Genomic DNA, 15,642 nt, shown 5'->3' with positions numbered 1-15,642 from the left:
AGGAAAAAGTATAGAACCAAAAAAAGAGGCTGAAGCGCGTTCTTGCGCCTCAGCCTCTTTTCATTTTTGAATTAATTAAAAATTTGCTGCATCCAACTGCAGATAATCGGATAAGTAATCAGCCAAGCCATCATTTTCATTATCCAATCGCGTTACATCGTTAGCGATAGATTTAAGATGACTGTTTGCGTTATTCATGGCAACGCCCCAGCCAGCATAGTCAATCATCGCATTATCATTACTTTCATCACCAAACGCAATGATATTCTGGCGCTTAATTTGGAAGTAGTGGGCAATTTTTTCAACGCCCGTGGCCTTTTGAATTCCCTTATGGCCAACTTCAATGACGTTATGGGGACCGCCCCAAGCATTGACATCTACCATCAGTCCGTATTTCTCTTCAATATAAATTGATAAGGATTGAAGCTTGTTTTCTGAGGCTTGAATCGTTAAACTAGTAGGGTCCTGACTCAATGATCGACTGTTTAATTCCTCGTTTGCCTGTAAAACGGAAGGAAAAAAGTTGAGCTCGGTTGGCTGTTGCTGCTGAGCAAGAAATAAATTCTTGCCTTCCGCTGCAATTAGGTTGATATCAAAGCGTTGATAATTCTTTAATAAATCAAGGACAATATCACGATTAATCGTAAATTGATATTCTTCTGACCATTTTTGGTGGGGATTAAATCCCAGACTACCATTGAAATTTATCATGGGTGACTCTAACTCTAATGCATCGTAAATTGGCGTTGATAGGCGATTGGGTCTGCCAGTGACAATGCTAACGATGTGTCCGGCCTTCGAAGCGGCCTTGATGACTTTTTTGGTTTTAGTGGAGAGCTTCGACTGATTATTAAGCGTTGTTCCATCTAAATCAATCGTTACTAATTTTCTATCTATCAAATGACTTTACCTCACTAAATTAATTTACATAACTCTCATAATCTATCACATGATTAAGCCGAATGCACGTATCAAATATTATTTTAAAGGAGTCGTAATCGTGAATTTACCTGAAGCTTTTATAAATAAGTATCAAAAATTGTTGGGTGATGAATTCGATGAATTTTTGGCCAGTTTTAATAATCCCGTTAACCATGGCTTTCGAGTTAATCCCTTAAAGAACCAGTTACCAACTGATTTAGATTTAACGCACCCAACCCCGTTTAGTAAGTGGGGGTATTACGGAAATGTGAAAGGAAAATCACTCAACCATCAATCTGGAGCCGTTTATAGCCAGGAACCAAGCGCAATGATGGTGGGCGAGGTTGCCGCACCAAAACCAGGGCAAACTGTTTTAGATTTGTGCGCAGCGCCTGGTGGTAAAACGACCCATTTAGCCAGTTTCATGCAGCAGGAAGGGTTACTAGTTACCAATGAAATTATGGGTAAGCGCGCAAAAGTTCTGGTTGAAAATGTTGAGAGATTTGGCATTAAAAACGCTTTGATTTTAAACGAAACGCCTGAATCAATTGCGACATCATTTCCAAACTTCTTCGACGTTGTGCTGGTGGATGCCCCTTGTTCCGGAGAAGGTATGTTTAGGAAAGATCCCGATGCCATTTCTTATTGGTCGGAAGAATATCCGATCAAATGTGCTGATCGACAACGAACGATTTTGAAAGAAGCCGTTAAAGCGATTAAGCCTGGTGGAAATCTTGTTTATTCGACGTGTACATTTGCGCCTGAGGAAGATGAGCAAATGATTGCTTGGTTGCTCGAAACCTATCCCCAATTTGAGGTCGTTTCAATCGATAAACCAGCAGGAGTCGAAGACGGCCGTCCTGAATGGGCGAATGGGAATGAAGAGTTGAAAAAAACGGCTAGATTATTCCCCCATAAAGTAGCGGGTGAGGGTCATTTTATTGCAAAACTACACCTTACGGAAGCCATTTTTCCAAATAAAGAAGTGAAGAAGCAACGTGACTCGTTAACGAAAGAGCAGCGTGGCTACTTGAACGATTTCATTTCAGAATATCTTCCTGGCTGTCCCCAAAGTGACTTTATTACGTTTGGCGATCAGGTCTACGTTTTGAATTCTGAAACACCTGATTTGAATCATTTAAAGGTCAAACGTCCCGGACTTCAATTTGGCGTTTTTAAGAAGAATCGTTTTGAACCAAGCTATGCATTAGCGCTCACACTGAACAAAGAGAGTTTTAGTCATTGTATTGAAATTGACAAAGAGCAGTGGGCAAAAATTGTTCATGGTGACACAATAAAGGTTGAAAATGCAGAGAAGTACAAGGGCTGGGTACTATTAGTCTGCGAGAATCAATCTGTCAGCTTTGGAAAATTAGTCGGTGAGACGGTTAAAAATTACTTTCCAAAGGGACTTCGATTTGCAATTTAATTTTATAGACCAATAAAAAAAGACAATCAGATGATTGTCTTTTTCAGTAGTCTAAATTTCTTTGATTGACATAATTCATTAATTCCAAGGAAATAATTGGTTTAAGATTCCTCAACTCCGGAATGGTCTTAACGCCCAGAAGCACCATAATTCGTTTAATATCAATAACCCAGCTACTCAATAACTTCTCTGTGTCATCAATACCATCTGAAATTAGGGAGTGCATAATCGCACCAGCGACACCAACGGAGGTTGCACCAAGCGCAATCGCCTTAACAATATCGAGTGGGGTTCTAATCCCGCCACTGGCGGTAAATGCTGCTTGGGGTTGAAAGCTCTGAGACTCCAGTAATGATTGAACGGTGGAAAGGCCCCAATCTTGTAAGTAGCTGAGGTCTTTTTCTTTTCGCCTAAAATTTTCAATCTGAGCGAAATTTGTGCCACCTTTACCACTTAAATCAAAGTGACGAACGCCGGCTTTGATCAAATGAGAAATAGTTTCCTGACTCATTCCAAAGCCAACTTCCTTCACAATGACAGGTTTCGAAAGATCTGTCACTAAACTAGCAATGTTGGTCATCCAACCTGTGAAATCGCGGTCACCCTCAGGCATAATTAACTCTTGAGCGGGATTGACGTGCACTTGAATCGCGTCGGCCTCAATCATTTCAATGGCTTGTTTTGCATCTTCAACGGTCTGACTAGCACCAATGTTAGAAAGAAGAATTCCATCAGGATTGGTTTGACGAATAATAGAGAAGGTTGCCGCCAAGCTAGAATCCTTAATTGCAACGCCTTGTGATCCACTTGCCATTGCCAGGTTTAAATCTTTCGAAATCTGGGCAAGCTGGGCATTTAATTGGCCGGTATGTTCGCTCCCACCCGTCATTGCTTCAATAAAGAAGGGGGTAACGACTGGTAATCCAGCAATTGTGCTTGAAATATCAACATCGTTAAGCGCAATTGCTGGCATTGATTGATGAATGAGTTGAATCTGATCAAAATCATTTGGTTCCGTTAAATGTTGAAATTTTTCAGAAAGGGAAACGTGTTCGTCCTTACGGTGAGATTGAACTGAAGTCAAAAAATCACTCCTAACTAAGCGTATGCACGTTGAAGTTTAAGGGCTCAATCTGGTTTTGAACCCATTCTTCAACCAACTTTTCCGTTTGTTTTGCTTTATCAATCAAGACGATACCACAATCCCCGCCACCAGCACCAGAGCTCTTTGCGGCGCCACCGTGGTTGACGGCAATGTCACAAAGCTTCTTCAGATTGGCTGTTTCAATTGCAACGCCGCTCAATTTCGATAGATTGTCCAAGATTCGTCGATTTTCAGACAATTGTTTTGTAATGACGGCTAAACTACCTTTTTTGAAGCCCTCAATCATGCTTTGAAGACAATTCTTGCTATCATTCAAAAATTGCTGGTAGTCCATGCCTTCTTTTGCCTTAGCAAGTGCGACTTTATCCACTAATTGTGAAGTAGAAGCGGGTGAACCGGTCCAGCCAATCATTAGTTTCATATTTTCAGGTGGGGTCAAAATTTCGATATTCAAACTTGGCCATTTTTCTGATAAAAGTTTAGGTAAGTCGTAATTCTTTCTTGCCAATTTTAACCAGTCTCGGTCAAATGAATGATACGCAATCCAACCACCGTAAACGCTGGCGGCAATATCACCCAAAGAGCCATTCCCCTGAATCTCAAAATGGGCAATAGCAGCAAGTTTGAATAATTTATCCTTATCAATTGGCAATTTATAGAACTGACAAAGTGCGTTAATCGTTGCAACAGTGACCGCTGCGGAGGAACCTAACCCATATTTTTTTCCATCAGCACTGTCTAGTTCGCTATTTATTTTCAAATGATACAGGCCAAGTGGTTTATTTAATTTTTTTGCATATTCCTCAGTAATTTTAATGGCCGAAAGAATGTAATGAAAGGGATTATCACGATCATCAAAGACCATCCGATCATTTTCCCGAGTCCAGTAGATTGAGTTTTCTTGGTATTGTTTAGAAACAATACTCCCAAATTTTTCCGCTTTTGAAACTGAAACCTTCACAAATTGATTTAAGGCAACAATAATTGCGGGAAGCCCAGTTTCAACAACAGCGTATTCACCAGCAATATAAAGTTTACCTGGTGCTTTTACAGAAATCATGAGTTTGAGTCCTTTCAAGTTAGTCTAAATATGTAACGCCCGATCCTGGTTTAGCTAGGATTAATTGGTCACTCGAAAAATCAGGTGACAGCTCGGATATAATCCGCGGAACATCTGATTGACGACAAATAATTTTGACGTTTGGTCCTGCATCCATTGTATAGTAGCAAGGAATTCCTTTTGCTCTCAACGAGTGGACGTAATCCATAATCTTAATTGAGTCACCATTAAAGTACGTAAAACTTGGAGAAGCGCTAAGCGTCAGCGCATGCATTTTCATTGCGTTTCGTTCGCTAATTTCACCAAGTTGAACTAAATCTTTATTGCTGATTGCTTGTTTGATTTCCGTTAAATCTTTACCCGTGCTTGAAAGCCACGAATCATAATACGGGGAGGTTCTGACGGAAGAATTCATGCCAGCTCGACTACTAATCTTTTTTCGCTTTTTTTCAACGATGACCGTTAGCATACAAATATCCCAATCAATCACTTCTTGAATCGGTTCTGCATAGGATGTCTCATCGGAATGGCCTTGATGCCACTCCACAAAGCCACCAAAAATTGACCTAGTTGCGGAACCTGATCCGCGACGGGCAATCCGTGAAAGTGATTTTCCATCAAGATTAAGTCCTGCTGCCTTAGTGGCTGCTGCCGCTAATGCTGCAAACCCGGATGCAGAAGAGGCCAATCCGGCAGAAGTCGGTACGTGATTAGTTGATTTTACTAACGCAAATCGCTTTTCTCCTGATTGTGCTCGAACAATATCCAATACGTGAGTAGTCCTGCTCGTTCTTTGACGAGGGACAAGCTTTTTATCGAGATAGAAACTATCTGCCGTTAAATTTTCGTCAAACGTAACCGTTGTGTCAGTATAAAAATGATCCAACGTTAGTGACAAACTACTATTTTGAGGAATAATTAAGGCTTCGTCAAGTTTTCCCCAGTATTTAATTAGCGCAATATTCGTATGTGCTCTGGCAGTTGTCATTTGATTAGTTCCTCACTTCTAAATGGCTGAATCCAAGTATTAATTGCACCAGCATTTGATAAAACCGATTGTAAGTTAACGGCAGATGAAACAGAGTCGGCTAAGCAAATCATGCAGCCACCCATACCGCCACCAGTCAATTTGGCACCAAGGGCACCGTTATTTAGAGCAACCTTGACCAGTTGATCAATTTTTGGATGACTCACGTTTAGCTTTACCAACAGACGTTGCGCCTCATTTAGCGAATCACCAAGAGAAATCAAATTATTATCTTCAATAGCAATTCGAGCAAACGTGGTTAACCGACCAAGCTTTTCAATATAAGCATTAGTCTGATCAAAGTCAGTTCTGCGGGCCTCTGCTACTAAGTTAACGGCCTCACTAGTTTGACCTTGAATTCCTGTATCCGCAACAACGAGTGCCCCAGATAAATTTAAGTTGAGCTCAGAACTTCCTTGATTATGCAAGAACCAGACTGGATTTCGTGAACTAGTTGTTGCAACATCAATTCCGCTGGGATTACCATGAGTAATGTGTTCCGCGATATTTGCATCATCAATTAATTGTTTCTTACTTAAAGAATGATCAAAAAAGTGATAGATTGCTCTTGTGATGGCAACTGCTGCAGCTGCAGAGGAACCCATACCACGTTCAGCAGGCAAGTCACTTTCAATGTTAAGTTCAAAGCCAGTGTCTTGCGCGTTAAATCGTTCCAATAATGCTTTAATTAGGGTCGCGTTGCCGGTTAAATCGAGTGGCATTTCAGAGATTGAACCCGAAAAATAACGACTGCTGAACAATTGCTGATGGTTAGCTCGCTTAGCAATTGAAACCGTCGTTTTGATTGCGGGTAGGGGTAGTGCGATAGCAGGTTGGTTATAAACGACACTATGGTCGCCAATTAAAATGATTTTTGCATGACTTATTCCAGTCGCATTTTCCAAGATTATCGCTCGCTTTCTATCTATATTGCTTATTATCCGATATAAAATCCAGTCTATATCATACTCTAACTCTAAAAAAAAGGCTATATTTCGCTGTTGTAATGAAGCAATTCAACACTAAAACTTTAGATTCTAATGGTCATGTCAACGGAACATGGATTAATCATTGTGTTTTGTAGTATTATGTTAAGAAGAATGTAAGGTATCGTATTAATTATATAAAGAATTTGGTGGGTTTAAATGGATACAGAAACGACGTATGCAGTTGTCGATTTAGAAACAACTGGTACAAGCCTAACAGAAGGCGGTCGAATCATCCAAATTGGATGCGTCTTTGTCAAAAATAATAAAATAATTAATCATTTTTCAACGGATATTAATCCAGAAATGTCGATTCCGGATCCAATTGTCCGTTTGACCGGTATTACGAACAAACGGGTAGCGAAGGCGCCCATTTTTGATGACGTTGCAGAAGTGGTTTATGGCTTATTGACGGGAACGACTTTTGTCGCTCATAACGTCAATTTTGATTTCCCATTTATTAATAGGGAGTTTGAACGAGTGGGATTCCCACCGCTTGATATTCCGGCCGTAGATACGGTTCAACTTAGCCAAATTTTACTACCAACGGCCACGAGTTACCGATTGCAGGATTTAAGTCATCTTTTTAATATTTCACATCACAATCCACATTCAGCTGATAGTGACGCGGAGGCAACTGCTAATCTATTTATATTCCTATTGGAACGGATGGCCGAAATTCCGCTAACAACGCTTAAGCAGATTAATAAGATCCAACCAATTTTAACGAGACAAACAGGCAACCTTTTTGAAAAGGCAATTGCTTATGTTAACCATCACTTGAGTGCCTTGCCGGACTATCTATACGTCAAAAATGGATTAGCCCTTCGCACGTTTAAACCCGATAATGACCTCAATGATCTGACACCCAAATTAACCTATCCTAAAACTCAAAAGCAAAAAAAGCGCCTCTATCAAAACTCACTTGAATGGCGACCAGAGCAAGCGCGAATGATGAATTTGATTTACCAGAATTATGCAGTAGAACCCATTCCTAAAAATTTGTTGGTGGAAGCACCAACCGGAATTGGAAAAAGCTTAGGTTACGCATTGCCAATGGCCTATCTCGCTCAGCAAAAACACCAAGTGGTCATTAGTACTGCAACAACCGTTTTACAGGATCAGCTTTTGCACCAGACAATTCCAGCACTTAATCAGGTACTGCCTTTTAGAAGTTCTGCGCTTGTTCTAAAGGGAAGTCAGCACTACATTGATTTAGATAAATTTGCCGCTAGCTTATCAGTAGTGGATAGTTCACCGCAATCGCAGCTCGTCAAAATGAAAATGCTTGTATGGCTAACAATGACAACGACCGGTGATTTGGATGAACTTCATTTAGCAACGGACCAGGTTCCGTTCCTTGATCAGATTACCCATTTAGGGTTTACGTTTGAAAAGACGACAACCCACTTTTATGAGGATGATTTTTTACGAAGACGGAATAATCAGCTCACTAAGGCTAATTTCATTATTACAAATCACGCTTACTTGGCTGAACACGGAACCGAGCTTGGCAAACAACTCCAAAATCCTTATTTAGTTATCGATGAAGCACAGCATTTGACTGAGAACGTTTTAAATAAGGAACGCCAATCCCTTACTTTTAGCACTTTGCAAAAGGATATGCGCCGGTTGCAGACAGCTATTTCCAATAGTCATGGCCGAGATTTACTCGGTCTCTTTGAAGAGGACTCATTGGCTTTCTATTCGTTAGAAAAGTTGTACGGGCAATTAACCCGAACTGAATCAGAATTACAAATGTTTGGGGCGGCCATCTACCATGAATTTATTGGAACTAAGCATCAACTCAAGTCAAACGATTTCATCGAAATTGAGATGAAGCCAGAATTATTGGCCAACTTTTTTGCGAATCAAAGTAACCAGCTGTTAAGATATAAAAAATTTAATAAATTACTGCGAAACTTAACTGACACGATTTTAAATCAGTATAATTTAAACAAGAACCGCTGGTTAATGTCTGACAAATTATTAATTTCTAAATTTGAGCGAACGGTAATTGACCTGCTAGAACAATTTGAGCAACTATTTTCGTTCCAAGAACAGGTCATGGATCGTCATCAGTACCGGGCTTTTTGGGTGCGGGTCAACCATATTGGGGACGTTAGTAGTTTGAATTTAATCAGTAATCTACTGACAACCCATCATTACTTATCGTCTGAAATTTATGCTCATTTTCAGCCGGTTCTATTAACGGGGGCGTCGCTAATGTCCTCTAGAAATTCGCCCTTTATTTATGACGAACTTGATGTCAAACGTGATGAAACCAAGAGTCGCCGAATCAAATCGACTTTTGACTTCAGTGAACAAAGTCAACTTTATATCGCGACTGACTCGCCAGACCCGAGTTCGACAACCAGCGAGCATTATGAATCCTATTTAATATACGCAATCACAAAGTTACTCGCTTCCTCTGACAAACAAACACTGGTTCTTTTCAATTCTTTGGAGACAATCAAGAAAGTTTATGGTGGTCTCCGAGCAAAAGAAAAGCTGTCTAAACGGACTATTATGGCGCAGGGGATTACGGGGAGTCGAGAAAAAATCATTAAACGCTTTAAATCCTCAAGCGATAATGCCATCATTTTAGGAGCTTCCAGCTTTTGGGAAGGGTTAGATTTTCCTAGCTCTCAGTTAGAGTTGTTGATTGTGACCAGGCTCCCATTTGAGTCGCCTGATCGTCCAATGACCAAGGCGATGTATAATTTGTTAAAGGATCAGGGGAAAAGCCCGTTCTATAGTTATGCATTGCCGAAAGCCACGCTCAAATTGAAGCAGGGCATTGGCCGCTTAATTCGGACGAGAGCTGATACAGGAGTCACCGTCATTCTTGACAGTCGAATTAATCAGCGTAAATATGGACAGGCCATGTTGGGTGCTGTTCCTGAAGATTTACCAGTTTTTAATATGAAAGTTGCACAAATTTGTGAAGAAATGGCATTATTTTATAAGCAACATGATGTCGAAAAAGATAATCCGCGAAGTGAGGAATAAAAATTGCGAAGAGAAGTCATGAAAAAACCGCGATCAAGCTATCGACGACCGATCATTATTGTACTGGTCGTTATTATCGTTTTGATTTTAAGTGGTTTGTTTATTTTAAATCGTGCGACCGCGCCAAATTCTCGGGCTCAACGACAGGCAATCAGCCTTTCCCAGAAATACGCTGGGTTAAAGTCATATTCACAAGTATATTGGACCAATTTGCATAAGACCTACTACACGGTTGACGGTACCAATAAGCAAAATCAAGCGGTGTACGTTGTTGTTCCTAAAAAGGGCGGTAACCTAAGAGTTCTTAAACAAAAGAATGGCCTGACCCGTAATCAGGTTCTTCAAAGAGTTTGGCAAAATCGCAATCCTAAAAAAGTTCTTCGAGCATCAATTAGTATTTTCAATGAAAAACCAGCTTGGGTGGTTACTTACTTAAGCCAACAGGGAAAGCTCTGCTACGAGACCATTCAATTCTCGAATGGAAAAGTTTTACAGAAAATTGTTAACATATAGGAGGTCCTCGCATGCAATTGTCAGAACGAATTAAGAACATCAAGCCTTCCGCAACAATGAAAACCTTGTCCCTTGCTAAAAGCTTACGGGCAAGTGGTGTTGACGTCATCAATATGGGAATCGGAGAACCTGATTTTCAGACTCCAAATAGTATTCAAGAGGCGGCAATCGAGTCAATTCAAAATGGAAAAGCCAGCTTTTATACGGCTGCAAGCGGTCTTGAACCACTTAAAGTTGCGATTAAGAATCACTACCAAGCCGCTTTTAATTTGGAATATGAAGTTGAAAATATTGCAGTGACGACGGGCGCGAAAATGGCCCTCTATGCAACTTTTCAAGCGCTGCTTAACCCCGGTGATGAAGTTTTACTGCCAAATCCCTACTGGGTGAGCTATTCAGAACAAATTAAATTAGCTGGGGGAGTTCCCATTTTAGTGCCAGTTCCAGACTCAGGGAAATTGGCCGTTGATAATTTTGAACAACACTTAACCGCAAAAACAAAGTTAATTTTGCTGAATAGTCCTCAGAATCCAACGGGCGAGATTTATCATAAAGATGATTTAATCAAACTGGGAAATTGGTCCGTTGACCATGATTTAATGATTATTTCTGACGAAATATATGGCGAACTTGTTTATAATGGTAATCAGTTTACTTCGATGGGAAACTTGGGAAGTCGGATTAAAGAGAATACGGTTATTATAAACGGCGTCTCGAAAACCTATTCAATGACCGGCTGGCGAATTGGCATCGTCCTCGGAGATCCACAACTAATTAAATCGATTACGGCTTTTGTCTCTCACGCTACCGGGAATCCAGCTACAGTGAGTCAATATGCGTCCGTAGCAGCGTTTACCCAGGGGGCTAAGGCAGCTGAATTAATGCGCCAAGAATTTGAGACCAGATTGAATCTCATTTATCCCAAGCTGATTGAGATTCCCGGCTTTGATTTGCCAGTAAAACCACATGGTGCCTTTTACTTATTTCCGAATATTGAAGGGGCTCTCAAATTAACCGGACTATCCAGTGAAGCATTTGTCTCTGGATTATTAACTGATGCACACGTTGCAGTGGTTGATGGTAAGGCGTTTGGTGTGCCTGGACATATTCGATTGAGCTATGCACTCAGCGTTGATCAGCTTGAAGAAGCAATGAAGCGAATAAAGTCGTTTGTTGAAACAAACAGCAAACGGTCTAATATTGGAGGAAAATTATCAAATGAAACAAATTAATATCATTGATGCCAAAAACCACGTTGATGAAAAAGTGAAAATTGGGGTTTGGCTTACTAACAAGCGTTCAAGTGGAAAAATTGCGTTTCTACAGCTACGAGATGGAACAGAATTTTTTCAAGGGGTCGTTGTTAAAGCTGCCGTTTCTGAAGAAACTTTCCTTTTGGCTAAAGAATTAAAACAAGAAACAAGTATGCAAATTACTGGTGTCATTCACGAAGATTCAAGATCAAAATTCGGGTACGAAATTGAAGTTGAAACGATTGAGGTCATCGGTGAAAGTGCTGACTATCCAATCACCCCCAAAGAGCATGGAGTGGACTTCCTAATGGATCATCGTCATTTGTGGTTAAGGTCTAGTAAACCTCATGCCGTCATGATAATCAGAAATGAAGTGATTCGAGCAACCTATGAATTTTTTAATGCTGAAGGCTTCACTAAAATCGATGCACCAATTCTTACTGGTAGTGCACCTGAAGGCACGACTGATTTATTCCATACGGAGTATTTTGACCATGATGCTTACCTGTCACAGTCTGGACAACTTTACGAAGAGGCTGGGGCAATGGCGTTTGACAAGGTCTTTTCATTTGGACCAACTTTTAGAGCAGAAAAATCCAAAACCCGTCGCCATTTGATTGAATTTTGGATGATTGAACCTGAGATGGCCTTTATGCACCAAGAACAGAGTCTAGAAGTCCAAGAAAAGTATATTGCATTCCTAGTTCAAAACGTGCTAGATCACTGTGAGGGTGCTTTACAAACCCTTGGACGGGATATGGAAACGTTAAAGAAATATACGCAACTTCCATATCCAAGAATTAGCTATGATGAAGCGATTGATCTCTTGAAGGAAAATGACTTTGATGTTGATTGGGGTGTCGATTTTGGTTCACCAGAGGAAACTTTCTTGGCCGACCACTTTAATAAACCCGTTTTTGTGATTAACTATCCTAAATCAATTAAACCATTCTACATGAAGCCACATCCAACTCGTGATGATGTTGTCATCTGTGCTGATTTATTGGCACCTGAAGGTTATGGTGAAATAATTGGTGGCTCAGAACGGGCAACCGATTATGACTACCTTTATAAGGAAATTGAAAAAGCTGGTTTGGATACCAAGGAATATAGTTGGTACCTTGACTTAAGAAAGTACGGAAGTGTCCCTCACTCTGGATTTGGTTTAGGTCTTGAACGAGCTATTACTTGGATTACGGGTGAAGATCACGTTCGAGAGGCTATTCCATTCCCAAGATTATTGAACCGTATTTATCCGTAAAATTAAGTTGCAACAATTGAGGTGGAAAAATGGCTGATTTTTTTGAATCATATATACACGCTGGAGAGACAGTCATTAACAACTTGCTGATTTCTCATTATCAGCAAGTGGGCATGACCAACCAAGAATTTTTGATGTTTATTCAAGTGAAGTCATATATGGATAGAGGTCATGATTTTCCTGATATCAATCAAATTGCCAAAAATATGGGCGAATCAGAACAATCCATCTATCAACTTCTTCACGAACTAATCGCAAAGAAACTTTTGGAAATAAATAGTGTAAAAGGGGAAGACTCCTTAACGCATGATGTTTATGACTTCTCTCTATTGTACAAAAAGTTGGCTGTTGCAGTTAAACAAGCTGAAGAAGTGACAGTGAAACAAACGAAGGATAGTTCTAGAAAACAGTTGTTTACCCAAATTGAAACTGAATTTGGTCGGACCCTTTCACCAATCGAACTAGAAACGATTGGCAAATGGCTCGATGAAGATCACTATCAACCGGATCTCATTTCCTTAGCACTAAAAGAAGCCGTTTTAAATCAAGTTTATAATTTTAAGTATATTGATCGAATTCTAATAAACTGGGAAAAGAAGCATATTCAAACACCGGCTGAAGCTCAAAGATATCGGACTTCGCATACCGTGGCCTCTAATCCAAAAGAGAAAAAATCAATCAATCAACCTAAAATTCCAATCTTTAATATTACTGATCAAGATAAAAATGACTAACAAAAAGGCCTGAATTCAATTGAATTCAGGCCTTTTGCTGTTCTAATTAGTCGTTGTTGGACTATTTTCAGTACTTGTTGCATTACTGGTACTATTTGCGCTACTTGTGTCATTTGAACCTGTCCCATTACCAGATCCACCTGGTTCTTGTTCAGTCGACGTACTTGATTCATTGTCGGTAGAACTTTCAGTACTGCTTTCACTTTCGGAAGTCCCAGTCGTTTGACTATTACTACTATAACGAGAGGAGCTAGTGTTATTACTACTGCTATACTGATTTGTCGTGCCTGAATCAGCAATCGCACTTGTTCCAGGATGTCCAGAAACATAATATTCCTGGGTCCCATTTTTGGTAACACCAACGACATCGCTTGGGGCAGTCCAATTGGTATTGGACTTATTTTGTTGTGCGTAAGTCATTTCACTCTTATAAATAAGTTGGGCAATTTTCGTTTCAGACTCAGGAATGTAGTGACCTGTTTTAAACTGACGATCATAACCTGTCCAAACTGAAAGGGAATAGTTCTTCGTGTATCCAGTAAACCAAGAATCCATCGCTGCGTCACTTGGCACTGTGCTTGAATAGTTAGAAGGGTACGCGGTTGTTCCAGTTTTACCAGCTTGGTAAAGGCCTGAAATATTAGCTGCTGTACCAGAGCTACTGGCATTTGTCATAACGCCTTTAAGCATATCGGTAATCATAAAGGCAGTTGCCTTGGTCATTGCGCGTTTACCTTTACTACTGTACGTTTTAGACTTCCCATCCGACGTCGTAACCTTACTAATGAGGTATGGCTTATGATAGACACCACCATTTGCAAAAGCAGCGTAGGCGGCAGCTTCTTGCTCAGAGGAAATATAAGCGCCAATCCCGTTTTGCAGGGTCAGCTGATCCTTGAAGGTCATTCCTAACCCGCCAAGGAACTTAGTTGCTTTCGAAATTCCAACCGCTTCAAGCGTTCGAACGGCAGGAATATTCCGAGATTCAACCAATGCTTTGCGCATGGTGATTGTTCCTTGATACTTATTGTCAAAGTCGTATAGTTGCTTGTTGGTACCTGCATAAGTGTAGGCGGTATCTTGAACGGGTTGATAAGTTGGATAATTCAAATATTCAATAGCAGGGCCATAATCCATGAGCGGTTTCATCGTCGATCCACTTGAGCGATCAGTTTGAACGGCTCGGTTTAGACCAAATGAGACATTTCCCACTTTTCGACCACCTAGCATTGCGACCACTTTACCATTTTTCGAATTAACCATCGTTGCGCCAACTTGAAATTTGTTACTTGGGAAGGCAACGGTTGAGTCGTTATTAACGGTGTTATATAAATGCTTTTGGGTTTTTAAATTGAGGTTCGTGTAAACCTTGAGGCCACCAGTGTTCGTGTTGTAACCTCGTTTTTTCAATTCACTATAAACAGTTTTTAAATAAGAATCGATCACTTTCGAGTTTTTAGAAAGACTGGAAGAGGTCGTTGTATGCGACGTAACAAGACCAGACGAAACGTTAGTTGCTTTTGCTTGAGCTGCTTGTTGTGAAGTAATGACGTTGTTAGAAACCATCGCCGTTAAAACAGTATTTCTTCGTTGTGTCGCATATTTAGGATATTTAACTGGGTCGTATGAAGTAGGTGATTGCGGCATCCCGGCTAATAGTGCTAATTGTGGCAGAGTCAGATTGCTCAATGTCTTACCATAATAATATTTCGCCGCCGTTTGCATCCCATACACACCATTACCCATGTAAACTTTATTAATGTAAAATTCTAGAATCTTAGCTTTTGAGTAGTTACGTTCAACTTGAATTGCTAACCAGGCTTCTTGCGCCTTTCGTTTTAGCGTTCGGTCTGATGCAGCAGTCGAAAATACTGATAGCTTGACGAGTTGCTGGGTTAAGGTACTTCCACCTTGGAGGCCAAGAGAATTACCAGTTAAATCAGCAACTGCCGCACCCATAATTCTGGTTGGGTCGACACCATGGTGTTTGTAGAATCGCTTATCTTCAATAGAAACGACAGCTTGTTTCAACGTGCCAGGAATATTCTTGTTTTTGACGTAATCGCGATCCTGCGCACCAAGTTTCGAAACGAGAGAGCCAGAGGAATCATAAATTCTTGTTGATGTATCACTAGCAAGTTGATCATGACTAACCTCTGGCGCGCTTTGCGCATAAAAAAAGAATAGTCCTATACCAGCTAAAATCACGACGAATAGGGCAGCAAAAACAAGGTACATAATTTTTCGAAATAATTGCCAGCCATGCTTTGGTTTTGAACTAAAGCGTTGTCCGCTATTGCGACTCATACGAGTTGGCTGTTTTGAATTGTTTGTTGACATA

General features: G+C 40.4%; 12 protein-coding genes. 6 read left to right on the top strand and 6 right to left on the bottom strand.

Annotated elements, in window-relative coordinates:
- Positions 1 to 75 precede the first annotated feature (75 nt).
- Positions 76 to 897, bottom strand: a complete 822-nt coding sequence (locus tag FD44_RS02780) for a Cof-type HAD-IIB family hydrolase (RefSeq protein WP_029327542.1) — start codon at positions 895 to 897, stop codon at positions 76 to 78.
- Between the two features lie 103 nt (positions 898 to 1,000).
- On the opposite strand from FD44_RS02780, the gene FD44_RS02775 reads away from it, so the two are divergent.
- Positions 1,001 to 2,350, top strand: a complete 1,350-nt coding sequence (locus tag FD44_RS02775) for an RsmB/NOP family class I SAM-dependent RNA methyltransferase (RefSeq protein WP_010619849.1) — start codon at positions 1,001 to 1,003, stop codon at positions 2,348 to 2,350.
- A 43-nt stretch (positions 2,351 to 2,393) separates the two neighbouring features.
- Here the strand turns inward: FD44_RS02775 and fni are convergent, their stop codons facing one another.
- Genes fni through mvk form a run of 4 tightly spaced genes read right to left on the bottom strand, consistent with a single transcriptional unit; the run spans position 2,394 to position 6,450 of the window.
- Positions 2,394 to 3,434, bottom strand: a complete 1,041-nt coding sequence (gene fni / locus FD44_RS02770; protein WP_010619848.1) for a type 2 isopentenyl-diphosphate Delta-isomerase — start codon at positions 3,432 to 3,434, stop codon at positions 2,394 to 2,396.
- Between the two features lie 10 nt (positions 3,435 to 3,444).
- Complete coding sequence (locus FD44_RS02765) at positions 3,445 to 4,515, bottom strand: phosphomevalonate kinase (protein WP_010619847.1); 1,071 nt, start codon at positions 4,513 to 4,515, stop codon at positions 3,445 to 3,447.
- Positions 4,516 to 4,534: 19 nt separating this feature from the next.
- A complete protein-coding gene (mvaD, locus tag FD44_RS02760; protein ID WP_010619846.1) occupies positions 4,535 to 5,503 on the bottom strand; it encodes a diphosphomevalonate decarboxylase in 969 nt (322 codons plus the stop codon).
- Positions 5,500 to 6,450, bottom strand: coding sequence for a mevalonate kinase (mvk, locus tag FD44_RS02755; protein ID WP_029327541.1), 951 nt, complete (start codon positions 6,448 to 6,450; stop codon positions 5,500 to 5,502). Before mvk ends, mvaD begins: the two co-directional genes overlap by 4 nt.
- A 237-nt stretch (positions 6,451 to 6,687) precedes the next feature.
- Here mvk and FD44_RS02750 point away from each other — a divergent pair, with 237 nt between their 5' ends.
- The 5 genes from FD44_RS02750 to FD44_RS02730 are packed head-to-tail and all read left to right on the top strand — an operon-like array spanning position 6,688 to position 13,301.
- Positions 6,688 to 9,540 carry a helicase C-terminal domain-containing protein gene (locus FD44_RS02750; RefSeq protein WP_010619844.1) on the top strand — a complete coding sequence of 951 codons (2,853 nt, stop codon included), beginning with the start codon at positions 6,688 to 6,690 and terminating at the stop codon, positions 9,538 to 9,540.
- 18 nt (positions 9,541 to 9,558) lie between these two features.
- Positions 9,559 to 10,053, top strand: a complete 495-nt coding sequence (locus FD44_RS02745) for a cell wall elongation regulator TseB-like domain-containing protein (RefSeq protein WP_029327540.1) — start codon at positions 9,559 to 9,561, stop codon at positions 10,051 to 10,053.
- An 11-nt stretch (positions 10,054 to 10,064) separates the two neighbouring features.
- Positions 10,065 to 11,285: a pyridoxal phosphate-dependent aminotransferase gene (locus tag FD44_RS02740; protein WP_010619842.1), complete on the top strand. Its 1,221-nt coding sequence runs from the start codon at positions 10,065 to 10,067 to the stop codon at positions 11,283 to 11,285.
- Positions 11,272 to 12,567, top strand: a complete 1,296-nt coding sequence (asnS, locus tag FD44_RS02735) for an asparagine--tRNA ligase (RefSeq protein WP_010619841.1) — start codon at positions 11,272 to 11,274, stop codon at positions 12,565 to 12,567. The genes FD44_RS02740 and asnS overlap by 14 nt, the downstream gene beginning before the upstream one ends.
- A gap of 29 nt (positions 12,568 to 12,596) precedes the next feature.
- Positions 12,597 to 13,301: a DnaD domain protein gene (locus tag FD44_RS02730; protein WP_010619840.1), complete on the top strand. Its 705-nt coding sequence runs from the start codon at positions 12,597 to 12,599 to the stop codon at positions 13,299 to 13,301.
- Between the two features lie 42 nt (positions 13,302 to 13,343).
- On the opposite strand, the gene FD44_RS02725 is transcribed toward FD44_RS02730, so the two are convergent.
- A complete protein-coding gene (locus FD44_RS02725; protein WP_010619839.1) occupies positions 13,344 to 15,641 on the bottom strand; it encodes a PBP1A family penicillin-binding protein in 2,298 nt (765 codons plus the stop codon).
- Position 15,642 lies beyond the last annotated feature (1 nt).

The organism is Secundilactobacillus malefermentans DSM 5705 = KCTC 3548, assembly GCF_001436395.1.
GTDB lineage: Bacteria > Bacillota > Bacilli > Lactobacillales > Lactobacillaceae > Secundilactobacillus > Secundilactobacillus malefermentans.
This window is presented reverse-complemented; position numbering and strand designations above follow the sequence as displayed.

Excerpts from the sequence above, each read along its gene's own strand:
- FD44_RS02765 (WP_010619847.1), bottom strand. The coding sequence starts at position 4,515 with ATGATTTCTGTAAAAGCACCAGGTAAACTTTATATTGCTGGTGAATAC.
- mvaD (WP_010619846.1), bottom strand. The coding sequence starts at position 5,503 with ATGACAACTGCCAGAGCACATACGAATATTGCGCTAATTAAATACTGG.
- FD44_RS02750 (WP_010619844.1), top strand. The coding sequence starts at position 6,688 with ATGGATACAGAAACGACGTATGCAGTTGTCGATTTAGAAACAACTGGT.
- FD44_RS02745 (WP_029327540.1), top strand. The coding sequence starts at position 9,559 with ATGAAAAAACCGCGATCAAGCTATCGACGACCGATCATTATTGTACTG.
- FD44_RS02740 (WP_010619842.1), top strand. The coding sequence starts at position 10,065 with ATGCAATTGTCAGAACGAATTAAGAACATCAAGCCTTCCGCAACAATG.
- asnS (WP_010619841.1), top strand. The coding sequence starts at position 11,272 with ATGAAACAAATTAATATCATTGATGCCAAAAACCACGTTGATGAAAAA.
- FD44_RS02730 (WP_010619840.1), top strand. The coding sequence starts at position 12,597 with ATGGCTGATTTTTTTGAATCATATATACACGCTGGAGAGACAGTCATT.
- FD44_RS02725 (WP_010619839.1), bottom strand. The coding sequence starts at position 15,641 with ATGTCAACAAACAATTCAAAACAGCCAACTCGTATGAGTCGCAATAGC.